The organism is Butyrivibrio sp. AD3002, assembly GCF_000420905.1.
Classification (GTDB): domain Bacteria; phylum Bacillota; class Clostridia; order Lachnospirales; family Lachnospiraceae; genus Butyrivibrio.
Genome location: NZ_ATVV01000002.1, coordinates 73,179 through 96,069 on the forward strand (window position 1 = coordinate 73,179; position 22,891 = coordinate 96,069).

20 protein-coding genes are annotated in these 22,891 nt (G+C 44.3%); all 20 read right to left on the reverse strand.

All coding sequences use genetic code 11. From position 1 onward, the window contains the following. Nucleotides 1–46: 46 nt before the first annotated feature. Entirely contained in the window at nt 47–1,279 is a 1,233-nt protein-coding gene (locus tag G596_RS0102720; protein ID WP_022760299.1) for an ATP-grasp domain-containing protein, read from the reverse strand. A 5-nt stretch (nt 1,280–1,284) separates the two neighbouring features. Beyond that, on the reverse strand, nt 1,285–2,460 hold the full coding sequence (locus G596_RS0102725) for a PseG/SpsG family protein (RefSeq protein WP_022760300.1): 1,176 nt from the start codon (nt 2,458–2,460) through the stop codon (nt 1,285–1,287). Then, on the reverse strand, nt 2,453–3,490 hold the full coding sequence (gene pseI, locus G596_RS0102730; protein ID WP_022760301.1) for a pseudaminic acid synthase: 1,038 nt from the start codon (nt 3,488–3,490) through the stop codon (nt 2,453–2,455). The genes G596_RS0102725 and pseI overlap by 8 nt, the downstream gene beginning before the upstream one ends. Before the next feature lie 93 nt (nt 3,491–3,583). After that, nucleotides 3,584–4,288 carry a pseudaminic acid cytidylyltransferase gene (gene pseF, locus G596_RS0102735; protein WP_022760302.1) on the reverse strand — a complete coding sequence of 235 codons (705 nt, stop codon included), beginning with the start codon at nt 4,286–4,288 and terminating at the stop codon, nt 3,584–3,586. Continuing rightward, nucleotides 4,285–5,493 (reverse strand): UDP-4-amino-4,6-dideoxy-N-acetyl-beta-L-altrosamine transaminase, encoded by a 1,209-nt coding sequence (pseC, locus tag G596_RS0102740; protein WP_022760303.1) that lies wholly within the window; start codon nt 5,491–5,493, stop codon nt 4,285–4,287. Before pseC ends, pseF begins: the two co-directional genes overlap by 4 nt. Before the next feature lie 14 nt (nt 5,494–5,507). Continuing rightward, nucleotides 5,508–6,509, reverse strand: coding sequence for a UDP-N-acetylglucosamine 4,6-dehydratase (inverting) (gene pseB / locus G596_RS0102745; RefSeq protein ID WP_022760304.1), 1,002 nt, complete (start codon nt 6,507–6,509; stop codon nt 5,508–5,510). 63 nt (nt 6,510–6,572) lie between these two features. Then, nucleotides 6,573–8,273 carry a hypothetical protein gene (locus tag G596_RS0102750; RefSeq protein WP_022760305.1) on the reverse strand — a complete coding sequence of 567 codons (1,701 nt, stop codon included), beginning with the start codon at nt 8,271–8,273 and terminating at the stop codon, nt 6,573–6,575. Continuing rightward, nucleotides 8,273–9,361: a glycosyltransferase family 2 protein gene (locus G596_RS0102755; protein WP_022760306.1), complete on the reverse strand. Its 1,089-nt coding sequence runs from the start codon at nt 9,359–9,361 to the stop codon at nt 8,273–8,275. Before G596_RS0102755 ends, G596_RS0102750 begins: the two co-directional genes overlap by 1 nt. A 19-nt stretch (nt 9,362–9,380) precedes the next feature. Continuing rightward, on the reverse strand, nt 9,381–10,607 hold the full coding sequence (locus tag G596_RS0102760) for a glycosyltransferase family 4 protein (protein WP_026671164.1): 1,227 nt from the start codon (nt 10,605–10,607) through the stop codon (nt 9,381–9,383). Nucleotides 10,608–10,712: 105 nt separating this feature from the next. Next, nucleotides 10,713–12,047: a glycosyltransferase family 4 protein gene (locus G596_RS0102765; protein ID WP_022760308.1), complete on the reverse strand. Its 1,335-nt coding sequence runs from the start codon at nt 12,045–12,047 to the stop codon at nt 10,713–10,715. 11 nt (nt 12,048–12,058) lie between these two features. Then, nucleotides 12,059–12,934: a glycosyltransferase gene (locus tag G596_RS0102770; protein ID WP_026671165.1), complete on the reverse strand. Its 876-nt coding sequence runs from the start codon at nt 12,932–12,934 to the stop codon at nt 12,059–12,061. Nucleotide 12,935: 1 nt separating this feature from the next. Continuing rightward, complete coding sequence (locus G596_RS0102775) at nt 12,936–14,156, reverse strand: EpsG family protein (protein WP_242829161.1); 1,221 nt, start codon at nt 14,154–14,156, stop codon at nt 12,936–12,938. Next, a complete protein-coding gene (locus tag G596_RS0102780; protein ID WP_022760311.1) occupies nt 14,096–14,905 on the reverse strand; it encodes a glycosyltransferase family A protein in 810 nt (269 codons plus the stop codon). The genes G596_RS0102775 and G596_RS0102780 overlap by 61 nt, the downstream gene beginning before the upstream one ends. Nucleotide 14,906: 1 nt before the next feature. Beyond that, nucleotides 14,907–16,040 (reverse strand): hypothetical protein, encoded by a 1,134-nt coding sequence (locus tag G596_RS23395; protein WP_022760312.1) that lies wholly within the window; start codon nt 16,038–16,040, stop codon nt 14,907–14,909. A 10-nt stretch (nt 16,041–16,050) separates the two neighbouring features. After that, nucleotides 16,051–17,460: an exopolysaccharide biosynthesis polyprenyl glycosylphosphotransferase gene (locus G596_RS0102790; RefSeq protein WP_022760313.1), complete on the reverse strand. Its 1,410-nt coding sequence runs from the start codon at nt 17,458–17,460 to the stop codon at nt 16,051–16,053. 10 nt (nt 17,461–17,470) lie between these two features. Beyond that, entirely contained in the window at nt 17,471–18,241 is a 771-nt protein-coding gene (locus G596_RS0102795; protein ID WP_022760314.1) for a glycosyltransferase family 2 protein, read from the reverse strand. Next, nucleotides 18,241–19,173: a glycosyltransferase family 2 protein gene (locus G596_RS0102800; RefSeq protein WP_022760315.1), complete on the reverse strand. Its 933-nt coding sequence runs from the start codon at nt 19,171–19,173 to the stop codon at nt 18,241–18,243. Before G596_RS0102800 ends, G596_RS0102795 begins: the two co-directional genes overlap by 1 nt. 2 nt (nt 19,174–19,175) lie before the next feature. Beyond that, the gene (locus tag G596_RS0102805; RefSeq protein ID WP_334291011.1) at nt 19,176–20,117 is read right to left on the reverse strand and encodes a GDP-L-fucose synthase family protein; all 942 of its coding nucleotides are present in this window, start codon (nt 20,115–20,117) and stop codon (nt 19,176–19,178) included. A gap of 67 nt (nt 20,118–20,184) precedes the next feature. Next, nucleotides 20,185–21,981 carry an LIC_10190 family membrane protein gene (locus G596_RS0102810; protein WP_022760317.1) on the reverse strand — a complete coding sequence of 599 codons (1,797 nt, stop codon included), beginning with the start codon at nt 21,979–21,981 and terminating at the stop codon, nt 20,185–20,187. Between the two features lie 17 nt (nt 21,982–21,998). Beyond that, entirely contained in the window at nt 21,999–22,874 is an 876-nt protein-coding gene (rfbD, locus tag G596_RS0102815) for a dTDP-4-dehydrorhamnose reductase (RefSeq protein ID WP_022760318.1), read from the reverse strand. Between the last annotated feature and the right edge of the window lie 17 nt (nt 22,875–22,891).

The window sequence follows — 22,891 nt, forward strand, 5'->3', positions numbered from 1 at the left end:
AAAAAGTCAGTTAACAGCTATAGTACTATGATACCACAAACTCGCATCAATTCGTTAAAAAACGAATTAAAAAAGCCGCTTCTTCCGCTTTTTTTGCGGCATCCTCGGCGCTGTCGCCCTCTGCTATCACATGCCCCCATCTGTCACCGCTGCTCTTTAGCATAGTGGCCTCATCTCCGGGCTTTTTATAGATGACAACTTCGGTAACACCGGGCATCTTTTCGGCTTCTTCAACGCCTGTAACCGACAAAATGGTCTTAGCCGCATCACCGGTTTCTCCGGATTCACTGACAGCCTCTTTCGCAAACAAAAATCTTATGGCTGAGCCGGCATTCTTGGTACTCTGCCACTTTACCTCTTCCCCAAGTGTCGAGGACAGACAGCAGTCAATAAGATCAACTCCCGTGGAGAGCGGCACCAGCTTAGATGTGATAAAATCACCGCCAAGGCGTGCTGCTATCTCAACAAGCTTCGCTCCGTCCTTTGTGACCTTAATCTCTGTGTGGGATGGACCGTTTTCTATTCCAACTGCTTCTATCGCTGCCCTTGCTACATTCCTGATATCCTCCTGAACAGCTTCCGGAAGTCTCGACGGTTCGGTGTGTCCGGTCTCTACGAAGAAGGGAATCTCTGTGACCATTTTATCCGTTATGGTGATGATATGTGTCTTCCCATCAACTGTGAAGGACTCCACACTGACTTCAGGCCCCTCCATGAATTCCTCCAAAAGGACCTCTCCGCTTCGTGAGTATTCCTTTGTGTAGGCATAGATTTTTAAAAGCTCATCCTCTGCGGTACTATTCTTATCTACAAGCACCACTCCCCTGCTGGCTGCATTATCCGCGGGCTTACATACAAATCTCTCGCCGAGCTTCTTTGCGGCCTCAAGAAATTCTTCTTCCCCTGAAACCACATGGAACTCCGGAATCGGTACTCCCTTTTCCTTCATGCGTCTTCTCATGGCTGCCTTATCCGTTGCGCAGATGGCATTTTCATAAGCAATATCATTTTTCCTTCCTAGCTGTTCATTAACCCAGGACACGGTCCTTACGGGCATATCGCTGGTTGAAGTGATGATATAGTCAGGTTCATGCTTCTTTGCGGCTTCAAGCACCGCTTCCTTATCAATCGTGCTTATACATAAAAACTCGTCGGCATCCTTTATTCCGACTGCCTCGGGATCGTAGTCCAGCGCATAGACATACAGTCCTTTTTCCTTAGCTTTTTTTATGGCAGGCACCTGAAGTGCACTCGCTCCCAGTATAAAAATCTTTTTCATCGTAGTTACATCTCCGTCAGTACTTCCGCAATTCTGTCAGCACCCTGTCCGTCTATAAGCTTTTTCAGCTTTCCTGATATTTCAAGGCGCTGTGAAGTGTCCATAGATAACACTTCCTCAAGATATCTGAGTATGGCTGTCAGCGTCTCATTGGCATCGTCTCTGAAGTCACCCGCATAAGGTATGTAGCCCTCATTAGCAAAAAACAGCGCATCTGGCTCCTGATTTTCCGCAAACACATAGCTCACGGATAGAACTCCCACCGCACACAGCTCATAAAGCGTCGTCCCCGCAGGTGTTATCGCCACATCGCAGGAACTCATGATGTCCGCAACATTCGATACATTCTGATGAAGGACAACATAGCCGTCCTCGATAAACTGCTGGATCTTCTCCGTGACACGATAAAATCTTCCCGCGAGAAGGTGAATCTTTTTATCCCTGCTTCCCAAAAATCCAAGCTCGTTATCCCTTAAAATTGCGGAGACAATAATCTCGGAAAGCCCCATGGTATCTGCGCCTCCGGTAGTCAGGAAAATATTGTTAATCTCACCCTTATTGTAGCCGTAGGTTCTGTGAGCACCTTCGAAAGCCTCAGCATTTTCACTTGCGACAAGATCAATGTTTTGCAGGATCTCCCCATCTGTTCCGTATCTATTAGAATCCCCGGTTATTCCTGTGCCCCCGCTTCTCCCACTTTGTCTCACGAACTGTTCTCTGATGGGGATATACTTGGTTCCCAAAAGGAGTTTAGGTGCATTGCCCTCGTAAAACTCTTCGTAGCCAAGTCCCGGTGCTCCCGGACTGTAATTTAGAAGAACCGAAGCCGGGTATTGTTCCTTTTGCATGTCGTCTATGTACATCGTTCTGATACCATTGGACTCCAGCATTCGGATATACTCGGGCGTAGCATAATAGCTGTCAACAAGCATGCGATTAATCCCCTCTTCATGCAGAAAATCAAGAAGAGCAATTATCTCCTGTTCCATGTTTCGCCAGTTCGTCTCAAGAATCTGATATTCAAACTCGTCCTTTATGTAGGGCACAATATTATCATCCGCAGACACAAAAACGACAAAGCATCCCAGCTGCAGGAGACTGTGTGCTATTGTCCTGCAGCGCATGATATGCCCTGTCGCCACTATTTCATTTGCATCTACGCGAATTGCAATCTTATTCAATACAGCTCCAATCCAGCGGTGTTCCGCGTGTCAGCTTTTGCTTTGCTTTTTTTCCGAGGACCTCTTCATAATACTTGGGCTTCATGCCCTGAATGTTATAGGATCTGATACTGCGCACGTTTATATCCGTAAGCACCTCGCCCTCTTCAACATCCTCTACTATGAAAAGTGATCTGCGGTTGGTGTACTCTCCCGCCTCAGCCTCTGTCGGTCCGTAGAAAATCTGTCCGAGTGCCAACTCCGCATCGTGAACACCCTTTACCATGTCGGCGAATTCCTGCGGCTCCATGGAAAAAGCTGAATCCGCGGAAGGAATATTTCTGTCCAGACAGAAATGCTTCTCAATGACCACAGCCCCGAGCGCCGCTGCTGCTATCGCTGCGGTCCCGCCCATCGAGTGGTCCGAAAGACCTATCGGCACCCCGAATTTTGCTCTCATATCAGGTATGGTTCTGAGATTGAGATCTGAAGATACTGTGGGATACACACTACAGCACTTAAGCAGAATGATGTTGTCATTACCCTCGGATCTGATGGCATCAACAGCCTCTCTTATCTCCTCCTCGGAGCCCATTCCGGTTGACATGATTATGGGCTTACCGGTTCTCGCGATATACTTTATAAGCGGAATATCCACCAGCTCGAAGGATGCGATCTTGTAGAACTCTTCGCCAATGTTTTCAAGATAATCTACCGAAGTCGTATCAAAGGGTGTGGAGAGAAAATCAACCCCGCACTCCTCGCACTTTTTCTTTATGGGTTCCATCCACTCCCAGGGAGTATAGGCCTCCTTATAGAGGTCGTGAAGATTGTAGCCGTCCCATAATCCGCCGTGAATCTTGAAAGCCTCGGCATCGCAGTCTATGGTGATGGTATCCGCTGTATAGGTCTGTGTTTTCAGACAGTCTGCGCCGGCCTTTGCAGCCGCTTCAACAATCTGAAGGGCATTATCAAGAGAGCCGCCGTGGTTGGCGCTCATCTCTGCGATTATATAGGCGCGATTTTTGTTTAAACATTCTTGTAGTTTCATATGAGTCCTCTTTCCCCTCATCCGTCAGCTTCGCTGACACCTTCCCCCCAAGGGGAAGGCTTATATTTTTTCTTCTCCCAAGGGGAAGGCATATTATTTCAGTATCCCCTGCTCTGTAAGGAAACGGTACTTCAGCTCCGCCAGTAACCAGTCGCTCTCGTTATCGATGTCCTGTGACTCCACCGGGTCAATGATGTAGGGTATGGACTTCTCCATGGTCGTATCCTTCTGAATTCTGAAGGCATCGTTTCTGAAAATGTAGAACTGTCCGCATTCGTGATACTGTTTCTGAAGATCCTGGCTTCTGGTGGTCGCATACTCAGGATGAAGCATCTTCACAAGTCCCTTATCATCTATGAAAAGGCCTCTCTGAGGAGGATAGGAAAATTCCTGCATTGGAACAATTGACTCCGCTCCTGACTTTACAAGCTCATCCATTGCTTCCTTTAATTTCCTTGCAGTTACAAAAGGCGCTGTAGGATAGATGCAGCAACCGTATTCAAAACTCTGTCCTCTCTTTTCATATTCATCAAGAACTTCAAGAAGAACATCTGCGGTTGTGGCAGTGTCGTTTGAAGTCTCTGCTGATCTGAAAAACGGAACTTTCGCTCCGGCCTTCTTTGCAATCTCCGCAATCTCCTCATCATCGGTGGATACCATGACTTCGTCGAAGATTCCGGACGCAAGAGCTGCCTCTATGGAATAATTTATTATCGGTTTGCCGCAAAATTCTTTTATGTTTTTACGTGGTATGCGTTTGCTGCCACCACGAGCAGTTATTATTGCAATTGCGCTCATTTTCTGTAATACTCCACAATCTTAGTCACCGCTGCTATAACATTCTCCGCATCCTCATCGGTCATGGCTGCATAAAGCGGTATCGTAATCATCTCATCATAGAGCTTCTCTGCATTCGGGCAAAGACCCTTTTTATATCCCATCTTCTCATAATAAGGGAAATAGTAGGTCGGGATGTAATGTACGTTGCAGATGATATTTTCAGCTCCTAGAGCATCGAAGAACTCTTTTCTTCCGATTTTCAGCTTCTCAGGAACAATCCGGAGTATGTACAAATGTCTGCAGGAATCGGAGTTCTTGTCCTCTTTCTGCACGAAGAGCTCCGGCATCTTAGAAAAAGCATCATCATACTTTTTCCTTATAGCCTTCCTTCTCTCCACAAATTCGGGAAGTCTGTCAAGCTGGCTGCAGATAAGTGCTGCCTGCATATCGGTAAGTCTGTAGTTGGGCGCAAGAAGGAGCTGCTCGTAGTACCACGGGCCGTCGCTCTCGTGCTCCATAAGGGATTCATCCCTTGTGATTCCATGGGTACGAAGAAGGATCAGCTTTTTATATAACTCCTCATCATTTGTGACTATTGCGCCACCCTCACCGCCTGTTATGGTCTTCACAGCATGAAAACTGAAGGTTGTCATATCAGCCAGTGTTCCCACATGAACTCCGTTATATTTTGTACCGATTGAATGCGCCGCATCCTCGATCATTACAAGGCCATGCTTGTCGCAGATATCCCTTATTGCCTGAAGATCAGCTGTCTGGCCGGTGTAATCCACAGGAATAACTGCCTTGGTTTTATCGGTGATCTTCCTTTCAACATCTGCGGGATCTATCTGATAGGTCTCCGGATCGATATCAGCAAAAACCGGTCTGCCACCGCAGTAAAACGCACAGTTGGCACTGGCCGCAAAGGTAATGGGAGTTGTTATAACCTCATCACCCTCACCGACTCCGGCAGCGAGACATGCGATATGAAGTGCTGCAGTATCATTGCTTATAGCGACCGCGTACTTTGCTCCTGTTATCTCGCAAAGCTTCCTCTCCATCTCAGTGATGGCAGGACCTGTTGTGAGATAGTCACTTTTTAATACCTCAACAACCGCTGCGATATCCTTATCATTTATGTCCTGATGCGAATAGTATAATTTTTTGTCCCTAACGGGCGAACCCCCGCAAATTGCAGGGATTCCGTTTTTATCATTATTCATTTTATACTCCGAATTTAGTGGTCTACTGCCTCGTGCAGTCTTGCCTTGATATCTTCGACACTCATCCACTCTGTGTTATTGCCTGAACTGTAAGAGAATCCTTCCGGAACCTTCTTACCTGCAGGATCAGGGGTCTGTCTGTCATTGAAGGTAACCTGAGGATATACGATAAAGTGCTTATCAAACTCGTAGGTAAAAGGAGCATCCTCCACTGTTACCATGATCTCATCAAGCTTCTCACCCGGACGGATTCCGATCTCTTTTGTTGCGATTCCGGGGCACATAGCCTCTGCCAGATCTGTAACCTTGAAGGAAGGAATCTTGCTGATGAAGGTCTCTCCACCCTTTGCCTCGTTAAGAGCCTTGAGTACGAGCTCAACGCCCTCGGGAAGGCTTATCCAGAATCTTGTCATTCTGTAATCGGTTATAGGAAGCTCTTTTTCACCCTTCTCAATAAGGTTCTTGAAAAGCGGAATGATTGAACCGCGACTTCCCGCAACATTACCGTATCTTACAATCGAGAAATTGATGTCCTTATTTCCGGCATAAGCATTAGCTGCGATAAACAGCTTATCTGAAACCATCTTGGTTGCACCATAGAGATTCACAGGGTTAACAGCTTTATCTGTACTGAGCGCAACTACACGTTTAACGCCTGTATTGAGAGCTGCATTAATTACGTTCTGCGCACCGTTAACATTGGTCTTTATAGCCTCGTCCGGATTATACTCGCAAGCAGGCACCTGCTTAAGTGCAGCGGCATGGATTACATAGTCAACACCCTCCATAGCGCGCTCCATACGGGCACCGTCCCTTACATCACCGATGAAAAATCTCATCTGATCAGCGTGCTCTTTATACACCTTCTCATTGGCCATAGTATATTGCTTATACTCGTCACGTGAATACACAATAATCTTCTTTGGATTATAGTTCTCGAGAAGATACTCGGTAAAGCAATGTCCAAAAGAACCGGTTCCTCCTGTTACAAGTATGGTTTTATCATCTAATTTCATTTTTTACCTCTTTTCAAAGCATAATTCTAATAGATTATACTATAATCAAGGAATTCCTACAAATTATTGCATCTCATATACGGTCCACATATCCTTCTGCGATATCTTCCCGCACCATGACAAAGTCGGATTCCCCTTCATCAAATTATTCAGTATCTCATCCCTGTTTTCATGATCCGCAGCATATATTGCAAGTATATCCGCGTTCGCAATTTCACTGTCTGTTATAGCCTCCGTATTATCCGCGTCAACATAGTAGAGCTTGTCATACACCAGCAGCTCATCCGTAAGTCTCCAGATATTATCCGGAGTTGCACTGTTATAAATAACCACAGCCTTTGCATCCTGGACCTTCATATCTTCGGAGAATTTGATTCTATCCTTGTCCTCCGGATATAGGAAAAGAACATTCCGGTCTATGAAGAGTCCTTTTGCTGTAATAAGTGCAAATATTAAAAAGGTACCCAAAACCGGTATTGCTATTTCTTTTATTTTTCTGGCTCCCACAATGACTCTCAGTCCGATTCTTGTGAAATAGACCGCAAGTAAAAGTATTATCGGATAAATCGGCATCTCATAACGGTTTGAAGTATCGCCAAGAAGAAGTGCGGTTTTGGCAACCACAAAAAAATAACCCGCCGAGGCCGCAAAAAGGCTTCGGATATTTGCGATATGGAGTTTGTCTTTCTCTCGTTTTATTCTAAGGAAAAAGAACAGTCCTATCAGAGCAATTACTATCATCACGATAATAAGCCATACCATACCTGACATAAGGTAATCATTTGCAAGGCCAATAAAAAATCCGAATCGCTCTATGATATTGGAGCCATCTGCAAAGGCAGCCTGGGCCTCCTGTCCCCTATACCCCCTGAAGATATGTGAAAGTGACGCCGGATATACAAGAACGGCGCAGCCAAGAGCAAACGCGCAGCCGATACCATATACCAGAATGTATATTAACCGCTTTGCCATAGATGCAGCCTGCCGGATAAACTCACTGTTCTTTGGCATGAGGAACAGGAACCATATTCCGAACGCAAGCCCCATCATTACCATGAAAATCAGGAAATAGTATTGTGTTAGAAATCCCAGGAAACTTATGGCAGCAATGTTCAAAACTCTTCTTACGAATTTACTCTTAAAGTTTTTGTCAAAGGGCTTTGCGAGAGTATATCCTGTTATCTCGCTTCCATCGTAATATTTTTTTATAAGATTTATCAGTCTCATGTGACACAGCGCCGAAGCGAGCACGAAAACCGTGAGCCACATATACATCCTTATAAACATCACACAGGATATCGTCATGGGATTAAAACCGTAAGCAAACATCAGGATAAGCCTTAATCCCTTGCTCATGCCCACACTTTTCGCAAGACTGTTTAACAGAAAGAAACTTATTATGAACGCAATTATATTGACGATAAGCCCCTGCCACTTTGAAAAGACCTCCGGTGTCAGTGAACAAACCGTATGAAGCATATCATAAAAAAGCGGAGGATGGACATCCCAGGACTGCACAAGATGAACGAGTCCGTAATTAAATCCCTCGCCCTTTTTCACTACAAACTCATCCCGAAGAGTATCTGTATCCACCCATTCCCTGTCAGGATAGTAGAACCCCAAGCTTCTGTTTGTAGAAAAATATGAATAATACTCATCCTGATGAAATCCCTCTTTTTGTACGCCAAAAAAGCAGATAGTAACTATCTGCAAAACCAGGATAACCAGTAAAAGTAAGTTGTATTTTTTTGCGATTATTTTCATCAAAGTCCTCGAATTTTAGCGTGCACAACCCTGATTGTTTTTGGTGCTATTACAAAAAGAGTAAGATATGTCTTATCCCTTTTAGTCATATACTCATTATTATAGATGTTACTTATATGCTTTCTCAAAAAGCCCACCACGTTCTTTTTATAGAAACGGTTATGGCGATTCATCTTACTGATCGGTATGTGCAGCAGATAATCAAGCCTCTGAATGAGGCAGAATCGCATAGCTTCTTCCTTAAGTTCAGGGAAGTTCTTTTTAACAAGATTTCTTGCAACATCCGAATTTCTTACTATATCCGTAAATACCGGCGGGAAGTAATCCTTCTGATCAGCTTTCTTTCTTGAGTTACTTCCGCTTCTGTAAAAAACATGATAATACTGCTGCGGAAGAATGACGAGCTTCTTCACTCTTTTCAGCATGTGTATCATGAGATAAAAGTCCTCGTTAAGCTCACCCTCCGGGAAGCCTTTGCACTCTCCCTGAAAAAGCTTCCTGCTTGTCAGCTTGGTACAAAATGAGGCGTCACCCGTATGCATAAGAAGTGTCCTCATATGCTCAGCACCGGTCACAGTGTTTTCCGTAACAGGCGGGATGCAGACATCCGGAAGTCTTGTACCATCCTCTGCAATCTCATCCCTTGAAATCTGAGCCATCAGAACAGGTTCCTTTTCAGTGCTGTTTTTGATTATGGCTTTCATCAAGGTCTCATACATATGCGGGTCCACATAGTCATCCGCATCGACAAAACCTATATAATCGCCGGTTGCAGCACTGAGTCCCAAATTTCTCGCCTTACTGCTGCCGCCGTTATCCTGGTGGAGCAGGAGGATGCGTGGTTTTTCTCCGGCTGCTGCGTTACTGCTATCCTGCGTGGAACTATCTTTTCCGTCAGCATTAAAACCATGTGAGTCAATGTAATTCTGGACACGAGCGTAGGTATCATCGGTAGAGCCGTCATCCACAACTATGATCTCCAGTAGTTCATCGGGGTAAGTCTGGGCACAGACTGACTCTATGCAGCGGATTATAAGGTCTTCTATGTTATATGCGGGTATGATTATGGTGATTTTCTTTGTAAACAAATTGTATTCTCCTGTCCCCTCATTCCAGGTGATTGTCTTCCTTGAGGGTTCGGATGAAGCCCGGCGCTTTAAGCACCTTCGCGATGCTCATGGGGCCATCCTTAGGCGTATTGTAATTCGTGCCGCCGGTAATGCTCTTACAAAATGAAAGGAGTCTTTCTGCCGCGCATTTTGCATTCCAGGTAGTCTCGATCGTTTTATAGGCATTTTTCTGAAGGGCACGTTTTTCTTCGGTTGATAGATTTATGAAATCTGTGAGTTTTTTCCTAAGTTCATTCTCATCGCAGTTATCAAAGGTAAGTCCGTTTACGCTGTCCTCTATGAGGTAGGGCACAGCTCCGGCTTCAGACGATGCAATAACCGCGCAGGCGCTGTTCATCGCTTCATTTACCACTGCTCCCCAGCCCTCGAGATAATTGCTGCCAAAGATGAATACATGGCTTTTTTCCATGATATCACGCACTTTGTCGGGATTCACAGCTCCATGCAGGGTGATATTTGCCAAAAGCTCTTTTTGCCGTATTTCTTTCGAAAGGGCTATGGCAAGCGGTCCGTCTCCGACCACATCTATATGGAAATCCATTCCCTTTTCTCGCAGTATTTCTGCAGCTGTTATCGCAAATTCAGGATGCTTTAACTTGATAAGTCTTGATGCAAGGCAGATCCTAAGCTGATCGCCATCCTTATAAAGCATCCCGTCAAGCTCTTCATCCGTATATTGCCTGAGCGGAGGATAATATCCCCATTTATACATCTTCCCGGGATAAGCACCTATAAGGCTAAAGTCTCCCGAGACATACGCTCCTGCGCAGAGCATATATACCGGCGAATTCTTGTATTTTATATGCTCCTCGTATTTTGCTTTTAAACCTCTTGGGGAAATTGCCTTCCATCTTCCCTCGCGGTAGACTCTTTCACTGACGCGAATCACTGGTTTTCCGGAGTCGAGTCTTTCTTTTATAAGTCTCTCCGTAAGGCTCGCCTTGTCTTGACCGGTCCAACCGAGCATAAGTACATCGCAGTTGTTTATAAGCGCTGCGCATGCATCCTCATCCTCATACATTCTGTGAACATAAGGGATGCTGTCCGTATCAGAATTCCATCCCAGGTTTCGTCGTCCCTCCTCCATGGGCTGTGTCTCTATGAAAGAGAAACCATCGCCTATGCGGGAGTACATCTCATCACAAAAGGGAATCTGGTGGTGGTTTATGAAGTTTGAGATAAAGGTGATATTTAATCCTAGCAATTTATGTTATACCCCTCATCCGGCACTTCGTGCCACCTTCCCCCAGTGGGGGAAGGCATATTATTCTTCATCTATCCCCCAAGGGGAAGGCATATTATTCTTCATCTATCCTCCAAGGGGAAAGCATATTTCTTTATATATCTCCACGAGCCGCTTGAAGTTGGCGGCGGGATCGTGGGTTATCATCGCGTGCTTGCGGGCGTTATCGCCGTACACAGCTGCAATGACCGGTTCTCGGAACATCTGCCTGATACATTTTGCCAGGTCTTCCGGATTTCCTGCTTCAAACAAAAGTCCGTCCACATTTTTCTCAAGCATATCCGGGATTCCGCCGGTATCGGCAGCAACCACAGGCACTCCGAGAAGCATGGCCTCTGCCATGGAATTGGGCGAGTTTTCCAGAATCGAGGGACAAATAAACAGGTTGCACTTAAGAAGTTGTTCCTTCATCTGCTCTGCAGAGAGCTTGCCCAGCATCACAACCTTGCCGCCAAGTCTGCCTCTTCTTATAAGTCTCTTTAAGTATTTACCATAGGCTGAAATTCTGATAGCCATGGGATACTTGCTCTTTCCCGAGGAATTCTTCTGCTCGTCGGGAATAGTAACTGTCTTCCTTCGTATCTTGCCGATGACACTGTTTCCCGCAACATATATCTTAGTATCAGGAAACTCCTTAAGTATCTCAGGAACCGCTTCCAACACAAAATGAAATCCCTTCAAAGGATAATCTCCCTGTGACAGAAAGATACTGTGCGGAACCGTATTTACAGCTCTCCAAGCATCCTTATAGAAAGTGGGACGCATCGTTTCATTCATCTTGTGATATTTTGCAGTGGGATTTATTTTCGAAGTTGTCTCTTTATCAAAACCGGTTCTCCCCGTAATATGTCCGGTGAGTTTAATGGCTTCTATCTCGTTTTCCGCGCGCTTTGCAAACTTCTCCTTTTGCTGCAAAAGCGAATCATTTTTGTATTTATCACGGAAAGTCATATCATTACAGACACTCTCCGGAAGGTTCGCCATATACACCTTTTCTATCTCGCTGCAAAGCCCCTGTATCCCAAGAAGCGTCCTCTCAGGCTTGCCAAAGGCTCTGATCGCAGCAAGGCTGTGCGGGAACTCTGTCCCGAACACATGGATAAGATCAGGTTGAAAGCTCTCATAGATCTCCTTAAACCTGTCCTCCAGATTCTCATTGTATATCTCAGGCGCATTAAGATTTTCGGAAAAGCCATAAAAGCTCACATTTTCAATTTTCACAGCATCCCTGCCCATATCCTCTGCGGGAAATGCCACACCCAGTGTGATGTTGCAATTTTCCTTTCCCATAAGGATCTTATCGTAGGCACCTGAGAGCCATCCCTCACGGTCCGACCATGCAAGTCCTTTCGCCTTTGCAAAAGCAGGGAGCATGATGTTACACACCCATAAAACTTTCATATCTTCCTCATTTAATGCCTTTTAAGCTTATATACCAAACTCTTCACCTTGTTATAAGCTCCTGCCGTTTTCGGGTTTTCCGCAATTTTCGTCCTCAGCGGAGCCAGTGTCAGTTTTCTTATAAGATCAAATTTCTGTATCTGCTTCTTCGAAAGGTAGAGATGAATTATCTGCTGCCTCTCCGTCTCCGAAACCTTCCTGTTCTCTCTTGTCTCGGAAAAGCCGCCGCCCTCGTAATCTGCAATAAGCAGATTCATATAAATAGCCAGCGCCTTCTCAACATAAATGCAGCGGAGGAAGTGCTCGTAGTCAGCCCTCACCTTCCAAACAGTATCGAAGGCATATCTGTACATAAGTCTCTCATCGTAGAAGCATGCCTGATGCGACGGAACATTTCTGTAGCAGGCAAAATCATTGATCTTTGGCACCGAAGAAACCCTCTGTGAGGTTTTCATCTCATATATATCACCGTAGTAAATTGAGGGAACAATCGTACCCGAATTCTTCTCATCAAGCTTTATCTTACTGTGAACCTTTTGAAGCACCTTGCTGTTTGAAAAAATATCGCCGCAATTAAGGAAATAGATAAAGCCCGGCTCTGTATCCTTCGCCTTATTTCCTGCTTCCTCCTTAACAGCACTGACCGCAATATTCATGGCATCGTAAATGCCGTGATCCTTCCCCTTTATAAAAAGAGCTCTTCCGCACTTTTCATCATCCGAAAGGAACTCCCTGGCCTTCTCATAAGATCCGTCAGTGGAGCCGCCATCCTTAATGACAATGGAGACGTCCTTGAAGGTCTGCATTTTTATGCTCTTAAGAGTCTTTAACAGGTCCTCGCCTGCATTATATGAAACTACAATTATCGTAAAAAATGATTTTTTCATATCAACCAAATCCTCGCTCTGAAAGCGTTGCGGGCAGTTCATGGAAAAAGATAGTCTCATAGGGAAGAATTCTTACTCCATCATTTGCTGCCCCTCTCATATACATTATAAAATAAAGGACGCATCCAACTACTGTAAGAACCTTAAGCATCTGCCCCGCCTTATATCGTTTGTAATCAGGATCTGCCATAAGCATTTTTAGCAGCGCCGGCACGTATAATATCTGTGTCACCATAAAGTAATAGGTAATCCTCGAAACTGTGGGCAAAAAAGAACAGAATACATACAGCAGCAATGCACCTAGATTCGAATAAAAATAGAAGCTCAGTTTCTTATCACTTACGATATTCTTCCCAAGCACAAATACAGCTAAAAGCAGCACTGCCACGCATCTTGCTATACCTATAGCACTGGTTCCGCCGGATAAATATTCTGTTCCCTCGTAAGAAGGATACAGCTTCGTCGCCACCACCAGATATACATCCTTAAGAAAAATGCAGGAAAAGCAAAGTGCCGAAAGCACTATATACATCCATCTCTTCCACTTCATCGATGCCAGCGGATAAAGCACCAGCACTACTATCAGCGACTTGTGAAAAAGTGCCCCGCACAAAATCAGAATAATAAATCTCGGCCAGTCTCCGTTTAGACAAAAACGAATCGAATACAGCGCCACAGCCAGCGCCAGATAATATCTGACCGTACTTAAGGACTGGAAATAATATCCGAGCAACATAAACATGATAAAGCTCAGAAAAAAATCCTCAGACTGTCTGTACAGCGCAGAAAGGAAAAAGAAAACCGTCGCTGCGGCAAAAATTGCAAACACAGCCACATAATTTTCAAATCCCGACAGCGTATAGACAAACTTCGTGAGGTAATTAAACCCGGGTTCCGTCGGAACGTAGGCATTACTGAAGGTCCTGTGCATGAATTCCACATAGTTACTGTAGTCATTTCCGACATTCAGCCTTATTGCAGACACACCTGATAAAAGCACAAATAGTGAGAAAAGTCCGATTACATTTCTCACTTGCTTTCTGCTGATTCCGCGATATATGTAATTATACTGACCGCTACCTATGACTGCAGGCCTTACATCTCCGCTTTTTATCAGAAATGCGATCGCCAGAGTCACAAGCGTAAGTGACAAATAAACTATCATAACCGCTCCAGTCTTCCCTGTCTGATGCCCTTCTTCATAAGTCTGTAACACTGCCATACGGATTTTTCCCTGCACATCTCATCTCTGTGCACAAGTAAAAAGCGAAGGCTCATAGCTCCCGCAAGCGCTCCGTATAAAAAGTGATAGAGCACACCTCTGTCAAAGAAAAACTTATCATTAAATCCCGTAAACCAGGTTGATGGTCTGTCGGACTCCTCATGTCCGATTGAAACACCCGTCCTGTAAATTTTTAATCCCTTTTTCAGACAATCGTGAAGGAACAAAGAATCCTCACCGTTGCTGTACTTTGCTCCGCCTCCGAACAAAACGGAAAATTTTACATTAATCCCTTTAAGGGCAGCTGTTCTTGCCGCTATGGCGTAGGCAGGATATCTTCCGTAATTTTTCCAGGTAACCCTTGCAAAGTCTGTGTTGTGATAGGTCTGTCTCCCCTCCACCGCCTTTACATTAAACAAAAGCATATCCGCTTCGGGGTGAGAATCAAACTCGTTCTCCATAAGAGCTGTGTACCCATCATCAAGAACAATATCCTCATCAATAAACTGCAAAAGCTCGTGATCCGCATTTTTGAGAGCAAGATTTCGTGAAAGCCCAACACCTCTCTCAGCCTTGTTTATCGTCTTTATCACATGAGATTTACCCAGTCTGTCGGTATAATCATTTTCCTCGGTAAGATCCCTGTCGCACTGATTCACAATTACCGCATCCGACTGAATATTCATTTTTGACGGAAGCTCTTCCGTATCCTGCTGCACGGCAGCCACAAGCAATTGTATTCTCGACATATCAAAGTCCCAGGTATCTGCTCAAAAACTTCATATCGGCATCAACAACAACAATACCGTATATTTTGCATCCGAGCTTATTTAGAAGTGAAATAAGATGCTCTGTCATAGCACCGTTATGTTCTCCCATTTTTACGGGAATAATAACGCCGTCCACACCTGAAAGCTTCTCGCGGGATTCGTTATCATTCCCGGGAAGAGGCATCGCATTTACAGAGGGCATCTCTCCCGCAAGTCCGTTTCCTATGACCTCGGTCAGCCTCTCTGCTGCTCGCTTTGCATTATCTATTCCATCTTTATCGTCCGCACTTATGAGTGCAATCTTATTATTCGCATTAAACTTATCCTTAAATACCAGCAGCAGCTCATTTCTGAAAAACGAAGGCTCTTCCTGTCCCTTTGAACTTAGAACACCCAGAACCGGAAGGGAATATCTCCTCTCGGCGTCCTCGGGAACATATACGGTATCATCCATGGATCTTATGATCAAGAGCCCCAGAGTAGCGATAATAAAGCCGATCAGAGCACCGAGAATTACAGCCACTCCCATTCTGTCAGGAATCAGTTCCATTTTGGTTTCTGTTCTTCCGATTAGCTTAATCTGTGTAAAGGCGTCGTTCAGATCACCGTATTTTACAAGTGCCTCACCCGCTGCAGCAGCAATCGCTCCCGAAAGTTCCTTGTCAGGATTGGATACAGCAAGAATCATCACTCTCACATCTGAGGGGATATCTGCATTTAAGGAATCCTTAACAACCTGCCTTGAAACTCCCGGTACCTCATGATAGCCTGCCTTCTCTAGGTTCTCCATTGTCATATCCAGAATGTTATCTTTTGTTTTGATGGGAAGATCGGTATCCTCATCCTTTACCAGAATATTCCAGGTGTAGGCATTGTAGGCATCAACTTCGCTTCCTTTATTTTCATCGTAGGCAAAGTACAGATAAAGAGTTGACTCTGTCACATAGTTCCTTGCAGGTGCATATACCACATTTGCGAGAAAATATATGATTCCGGCTACAACCGCACCGATTACGGCAAAAAGCGGGAGTATCCAGATCTTACGAAGAAGAGTAAGGTAGAATGCTCGAAGGTTTAGTATTTCGTTGTCGTAGTTTTCTCGTTTTGCGGCCATGGTTCCCTCATTATTCAGGTTTCTTCAATGCGGTTGTTTGTGTCTCCTCCACTCCCTCGGTTGCATCGGGAGTAAACAGTATCTTAAGAGTAAGCAGCATGAGCTTGAAATCAAGCCATACCGAATAGTTTTCTATGTAAGCGAGATCGAGCTTTAATTTATCATAAGGTGTCGTATTGTACTTGCCATACACCTGAGCGTAGCCCGCAAGTCCTGCCTTTACCTTCATTCTGAAGGCAAATTCCGGCATAGTCTCCATGTACTGCTCAATTATCTCAGGTCTCTCGGGACGCGGTCCTATGAAGGACATCTCGCCCTTTAAGATGTTGAAGAGCTGTGGAAGTTCATCAATTCTGCAGGCTCTGATAAATTTACCGATAGGAGTTATTCTTGAATCATTCTTGGTCGCAAGCCTTGCAACACCATCTTTTTCGGCATCGACTCTCATACTCCTGAACTTCATGATCTTGAACTCTTTTTGGTTTATTGTGCAGCGAATCTGTTTATACAGCACAGGGCCGTGATCATAAAGCTTGATAACTATAGCTGTTATCAGCATGATAGGCGATGTGAGGATTATCAGGATAAGCGAGCAGATGATATCCACCAGTCTCTTGATGGCACGCTGCTCTACCTTTAAGTAGTACTCTCTAAGAAGCAGTACAGGTGTATCGAACAGATGCATCTGTGTCGATCCCTTAACCAGCACATCAGTAATCTTAGGCATCATATAAACCCTTATAGAATTTGAGTACAAAAACTTAAGCAGTTTATTTCTGTCCTTGGTGGGAATATCCCAGATTACAACGGCATCATATCGCTCAAGGCACTCCCTTTCTATATTCATGAGGCCTTCGCTGATATTCATGCACTTTACAATATTATATTTATCCTGTCTGGAATTGAATTTTCGAAGGATATCATCCACAGGGTATTCACCGCTCACAAGAAGCATTTGCCTTGCCGGGAAAATAGCCCTGTATAACCAGTTGGTACAGACGGCCCACAAAAATGAAATCACCATCTGCACAATCAGTATTTCAAGCATCGGAAACGCCGGCACAAGCCAGTTTCTCATAAGTGATATCTGAAAATAAGAAATTACATTAACCATGAAAAGGGCAAAGATCTGAGACAGGAAAATATCCATGGATTTCAGATATCCTATCTTCAGGCCCCCGTAGGTATTCGAGAAAAACAGCATCAAAACGAAATAGATTGCAATCACAAGCACATGTCCGCGGAAATACAGCTTAAGACCGGCTCCCAGCTGATATCCGTCCGCGCTTATTCTAGGCGCAGATACCAGCGGGTAATAGGTTTTAATCCAGAAATAGCCATAGACAACAGTCTGCATCAAAAGCCCTATAAGCCCCAGGCATAATACAAATACTCTTTTTATAGATTCAATCTGTTTCATACAATTACCCTTACAGCCGGCGAACAGTCGCTCGAACAGCCCACCCGATAAAATAGTACAGGCTGGCGGCAATAGACAATCCGGCTATTTTTCTGTATAGACCCCAAATTCTTCTGATTGCTGTAAATTTATTTGATGAAAGTGATTTAGCAGGTCTTCTGTAGGTCGCAAGAACCTCATCCAGCCCATAAGCAACCGTTCCCCCTTTTAATATAGTCCACCAGGTTGCCGTATCCTCACTTTCAATCTGAGGCATAAATATTTTTTCCTTATGAAGCACATCCATATCTATCATCACGGTTGTAGTGAAAATAACCGTTCTCGAAAGCGCTTCCTTAAAAGTCAGTGTAGCGGGAGCATGAACAATTCTCCCAGTGGGATTCGCATTTTCATCCCCAAATTCATATGACGTAAAAACAAATGCCGCCTTCTTTTCCTTAAGAAACGAAAGCTCTTTTTCAAGCTTATCCGGTTTCCAGATATCATCTGCATCAAGAAAAGCAAGATATCTTCCCGTTGCAGCACTTATTCCGGCATTTCTTGCAGCTGCCGCGCCGCCATTGGCAGCCTTTTTTATAAGCTTTATTCTGTCATCACCGACTGCTGCACTCTCTATGAGCGCGGCGCTATTGTCAGAGGAAGCATCATCCACCAGTATAAGTTCATAGTTCTCATAGGTCTGCTGCCCCACCATGGCAATTGTTTCCGAGATATAGCTTTCAGCATTATATACCGGCACCACAATACTTATGCGGTTTTCAAGGCTGCGGTCGTTTCCCATCAGAGTTCTTCCTTAATGATATAAATAGGTCTGTGCTTAACCTCAAGATAAGTCTTGCTCAGATACTGCCCTACTATTCCCAGGCAGAAAAGCTGCACTCCGCTTACCAGTGAAATAATGCACACAAGAGACGGCCAGCCGCTTGTCGGATCTCCGAAAGCTGCCTTTCTGATGATCGTCACAATTATCAGTATTATCGCAAGGAAACAGAACACTACTCCGAGAATCGATGCAAAAGCAAGCGGTACTGTCGAGAACGCAACTATGCCGTCAAGCGCATATAAAAACAGTTTCCAGAAAGACCACTTGGTCTCGCCCTTCTTTCTCTCGATATTTTCAAATTCAAGCCACTTTGTGGAAAAGCCTACCCATCCGAAAAGTCCCTTCGAGAAACGGTTGTACTCCTCCATGGAGAGAATAGCATCCACAAACTGCCTGGTCATCAATCTGTAATCTCTGGCTCCGTCCACGATCTCCGTCTTGGACATTCTGTTTATGAGACTGTAAAATCTTCTTGCAAAAAAGGATCTGATCGGCGGTTCACCTTTTCTGGTAACCCTTCTCGTAGCAACCGAATCGAAGCCCTCATTAACTATGTAGCCATACATCTCGGGCAGCATAGCCGGCGGATCCTGAAGATCACAGTCAAGCATCACGACATAATCTCCCTTGGATTTCTGAAGTCCCGCATATATTGCGGCTTCCTTTCCGAAGTTCCTCGAGAAATTAATCAGATGTACTCTTTCATCTGTCTCTCTAAGCTTTTTAACCTCTGCTACAGTATTGTCCTTAGAGCCGTCATTCACATAAATGATCTCCATCGAAACATCATTATCCTTGAAGAAGTTCTCGGTCTTCATGAGTTCATCGTAGAAATCCTTTACATTTTCCTCTTCATTGTAGCAGGGTACAATTATGCTTATAAGCTTCATTATTATCTCTCCGCCCTCATGGGGTTGTTCAAAAAGTCTTCATATGCAAATCTGATACCGTCTTCAAGTTCTGTCTTGTATGTCCAGCCGAGTCCCGCAGCCTTGGATACATCAAGCAGCTTTCTGGGCGTGCCATTGGGCTTTGTGGTATCCCACTCGATTTCTCCCTCGTAGCCCACAACTCTGGCAACCATCTCCGCCAGCTCTTTTATTGTGAGCTCCTTACCTGTTCCGGCATTTACAGTCTCGTTGCCACTGTAATTATTCATAAGGAATACGCAAAGGTTAGCAAGATCGTCAACATACAAAAATTCACGCAGAGGTGAGCCGTCACCCCAGCATACAACCTTCTTTTCTCCGGCTTCCTTAGCCTCATGGAATCTTCTGATAAGTGCAGGAAGAACATGGGAATGAGTCGGATGATAGTTATCATTTGGTCCGTAAAGGTTTGTGGGCATTACCGAGATATAATCTGTTCCATACTGCCTGTTCAGGAACTCGCAGTATTTAAGTCCTGAAATCTTGGCAAGGGCATATGCCTCGTTTGTCTTTTCAAGCTCACTTGTAAGAAGGCAGCTCTCCTTCATGGGCTGCGGCGCCATTCTGGGATATATACATGATGATCCGAGGAACTCCAGCTTCTTACAGCCATTTCTCCAGGCTGAATTTATAACATTCATCTCAAGGATCATATTGTCATACATGAAATCCGCAAGTGCACTCTGGTTAGCTTCGATTCCGCCAACCTTAGCAGCTGCAAGGAAAACGTACTCCGGCTTTTCCTTTGCAAAAAACTCCTCAACCGCATCCTGTCTTGTAAGATCAAGCTCTTTATGTGTACGGGTTATGATATTTGTATAACCCTGTTTCTCAAGTTCTCTTACAATTGCAGAGCCAACCATTCCGCGATGGCCCGCAACATAAATCTTCGCATTTTTTTCCATCATGTGTTTCTCCTAAAATTCAAACTACAACACTCTATTTTACTATAATATAGAGTTTTTTTCCATTTTAACGCCCTGCCGGTAAAAACCCATCCGTAATATCGTTTCCCTCAAGTACAAAACCATCGGGAGCAGGTGTCGAAGGAAAGGCATCGTAGCCAGTCCTGTCGCCTTCCAGAGGATAATAAATCACAGCATTTCCGATAACTTTCTGTCCTACTTCATACTTATTGTAATCCTGCTGCGAAAGAAGATACTGAGCTCTGAATCTTGGTACATCATCTTTTATCAGCATTCCGCATTTATAGAACATAAAAACCGCAAACAGTGCTATTACTGCTTTATAGATATATTTCTTCTGTGGCGGATTCACTCTGTTATCAAAAAGAATGACAAACCGTCCCGCAAGAATGGTAACCGGAAGCCACAGATAAACGCATCCGTATCTCACAAGAGGCGCGGTAAAGACAAAATATATCAGCGCAACATAAGAAATTCCTTCAATAAACAAAAAGTCCGAAAGCGCCACTGCTTTTCTCTGACTCATCATAAATATCTTCTGCACATTTCCGCCGGCACCGTTTTTCTCCTTTTTTGCAGCTGTCATTTTCGAAATAGCATAATAAATGACGCATCCTATGAAAACCGGCAAGCATACCAGATCCATCACAAACATCATTTTGTTAAATAATGACAGAGCAGAAAACCATACGGGAAACCACTGACCAAAAGGGGCATTATACATGGCCACATCGGTAAAGCCTCGCCCGTAAGCAGCAATCTCATGGGCATCGCTTATGGCGGTTTCAACCGGAACCTTCCAGGCGAAGTTAAACAAATCAACTCCCGTAAAAGGATAAACCAGCCATCCCGTCATAACAACATTCCTTACAAAATAGGGAAGTGCTATAAAAATGCAAAACAAAACGCATAATAAGATAGGCTTTAACCCTGCTTTCTTCTGCTTTTTAATAATCCTTACAATAGGGTAAATCGCAAGCAAGACAAGCGGTGCCGCCGACAGCTTGATGGTAGTCACCCAGACCGCACAGATTGCAAGCAGCGCATGCGGCAAAAAAGCTCTCTCATGCATAGCATACAGATCAAGCCAATGAATTACTATATAGAATACCATTGTCGCCATGAAATAATCCGACGCCGGTGAAACAATCTCATCAAAGACTGTGAAAAGATAATAAATAGCAATTACCCTCACAAAATCAGATAATACGATGTGTCCTCTTCTTGCTATGCTCTTAAGATCTGCGCACTGCCACGCCAGAAGAAGTGCAAAATATCCTGCCATTGCATGCAGGGATTTCCCTAAGAAAGCACCGCTGTACAGGGCTGATAATGCAAAGGACGCGCTGTTATAGCCAAGCCTTAAATGCAAGTTGCCAAGCCCCTTGACCATACCATACTCCTCAATCCATCTGATTGCCTGGGCATGATAAAGATCCGTATCATAATGCATAAGCCCATGGGAAGTTCCATAGGCCATCAAAAGAAAAATCAGCACATAAAGCCAGAAGCTTCCGGATTCTTTTATCTCCCGGATTCCTTCAGTCAGACTCTCTATTATTTCCTCCCTGTACTGGGCAAATAAAATAAGACAGATAAAGATCAGAAGGATATTGGCAGCGAGAGAAACCCTGCCTATGATGCTGAAAAATTCAGCAAGCAGGTTTACCATCAGAATTCCGGCTATAAGTATACTCTCCCTGTATTTATAGCTGTAGGAGAGCTTTTTTTGCCCCTTCGCAGTGGACATGCAACCGATTGATGATATCCCACGCAAAGTGGCAAAGCCGATTATATATGTAGTTATTAACACATAGAGCCAATTAAGTATTACCGCTAGCATCTAATGAGTTATCCTTATCAAAGAATATCCTTTAAATATCTCTCTATAGCTTCATGCCAGTCCGCAAACATGAAATCTGAAGTGAGTTTAAACATGTAGTTCTCAAGTATTGAATAGGCCGGTCTCGGTGCTGCCTGGGGATTTTTAGCGGAATATTCGGCACTTGTAACATGATTTACTTTTGTACTCTTGCCTGCAAGTCTGAAAATCTCCTCTGTAAAATCAGCCCAGTTTGTATCTCCTTCGCAGGTTCCGTGGAAAAGGCCGTAATTTTCTGTCTCAAGAAGGAAATGAATTGCTTTTGCAAGCTCATAGGTACTTGTAGGTGTACCGAGCTGATCGCATACAACACTTACTTCGTCAAGCTTCTCTGAAAGACCGAGCATTGTCTTTACAAAGTTTTTACCATCACCGTAAAGCCATGCTGTACGTATCGTAAAGTATCTTTTAGCAAACTTTTCAACAAACTGCTCACCAGCCAGCTTAGTTATACCATATTTGCTGACCGGTCCTGTCTTATCGAACTCTGTATAGGGTCTGCTTCCGTCTCCGGCAAATACATAGTCAGTTGAGATATGAACAAGCTTTGCATCTGTTTCGGTAGCTGCTATTGAAAGATTTCTGGGTCCGATTGCGTTGATCTTATAAGCAAGGTCCACATCGCTCTCCTGTGCATCTACCGCTGTATATGCAGCACAGTTGATTATCGCATAAGGCTTAATCTGTCTAGCAAGCTTTGTAACAGCATCAACATTTGTAATATCAAGAGGAGTTATACCATCTCCCTCAAAAACATCAGTATTAACAAGTTCATATTCACCTGTTTTGCCGAGCTCGAGATTAACTGCTCTTCCAAGCTGACCGTTACATCCTGTAACAATTATTTTTTTCATTACGATATCCTTCCTTC

Bases quoted from the DNA above. Each gene is read 5' to 3' on its own strand.
- G596_RS0102790 (WP_022760313.1), bottom strand. From the start codon at position 17,460: ATGAAACAGATTGAATCTATAAAAAGAGTATTTGTATTATGCCTGGGG.
- G596_RS0102750 (WP_022760305.1), bottom strand. From the start codon at position 8,273: ATGAAAATAATCGCAAAAAAATACAACTTACTTTTACTGGTTATCCTG.
- pseI (WP_022760301.1), bottom strand. From the start codon at position 3,490: ATGAAACTACAAGAATGTTTAAACAAAAATCGCGCCTATATAATCGCA.
- G596_RS23395 (WP_022760312.1), bottom strand. From the start codon at position 16,040: ATGGCCGCAAAACGAGAAAACTACGACAACGAAATACTAAACCTTCGA.
- rfbD (WP_022760318.1), bottom strand. From the start codon at position 22,874: ATGAAAAAAATAATTGTTACAGGATGTAACGGTCAGCTTGGAAGAGCA.
- G596_RS0102770 (WP_026671165.1), bottom strand. From the start codon at position 12,934: ATGAAAAAATCATTTTTTACGATAATTGTAGTTTCATATAATGCAGGC.
- G596_RS0102795 (WP_022760314.1), bottom strand. From the start codon at position 18,241: ATGGGAAACGACCGCAGCCTTGAAAACCGCATAAGTATTGTGGTGCCG.
- G596_RS0102780 (WP_022760311.1), bottom strand. From the start codon at position 14,905: ATGTCGAGAATACAATTGCTTGTGGCTGCCGTGCAGCAGGATACGGAA.
- G596_RS0102775 (WP_242829161.1), bottom strand. From the start codon at position 14,156: ATGGCAGTGTTACAGACTTATGAAGAAGGGCATCAGACAGGGAAGACT.
- G596_RS0102810 (WP_022760317.1), bottom strand. From the start codon at position 21,981: ATGCTAGCGGTAATACTTAATTGGCTCTATGTGTTAATAACTACATAT.
- G596_RS0102805 (WP_334291011.1), bottom strand. From the start codon at position 20,117: ATGGAAAAAAATGCGAAGATTTATGTTGCGGGCCATCGCGGAATGGTT.
- pseF (WP_022760302.1), bottom strand. From the start codon at position 4,288: ATGAGCGCAATTGCAATAATAACTGCTCGTGGTGGCAGCAAACGCATA.
- G596_RS0102800 (WP_022760315.1), bottom strand. From the start codon at position 19,173: ATGAAGCTTATAAGCATAATTGTACCCTGCTACAATGAAGAGGAAAAT.
- G596_RS0102765 (WP_022760308.1), bottom strand. From the start codon at position 12,047: ATGAAAGTTTTATGGGTGTGTAACATCATGCTCCCTGCTTTTGCAAAG.
- G596_RS0102720 (WP_022760299.1), bottom strand. From the start codon at position 1,279: ATGAAAAAGATTTTTATACTGGGAGCGAGTGCACTTCAGGTGCCTGCC.
- pseC (WP_022760303.1), bottom strand. From the start codon at position 5,493: ATGAATAATGATAAAAACGGAATCCCTGCAATTTGCGGGGGTTCGCCC.
- pseB (WP_022760304.1), bottom strand. From the start codon at position 6,509: ATGAAATTAGATGATAAAACCATACTTGTAACAGGAGGAACCGGTTCT.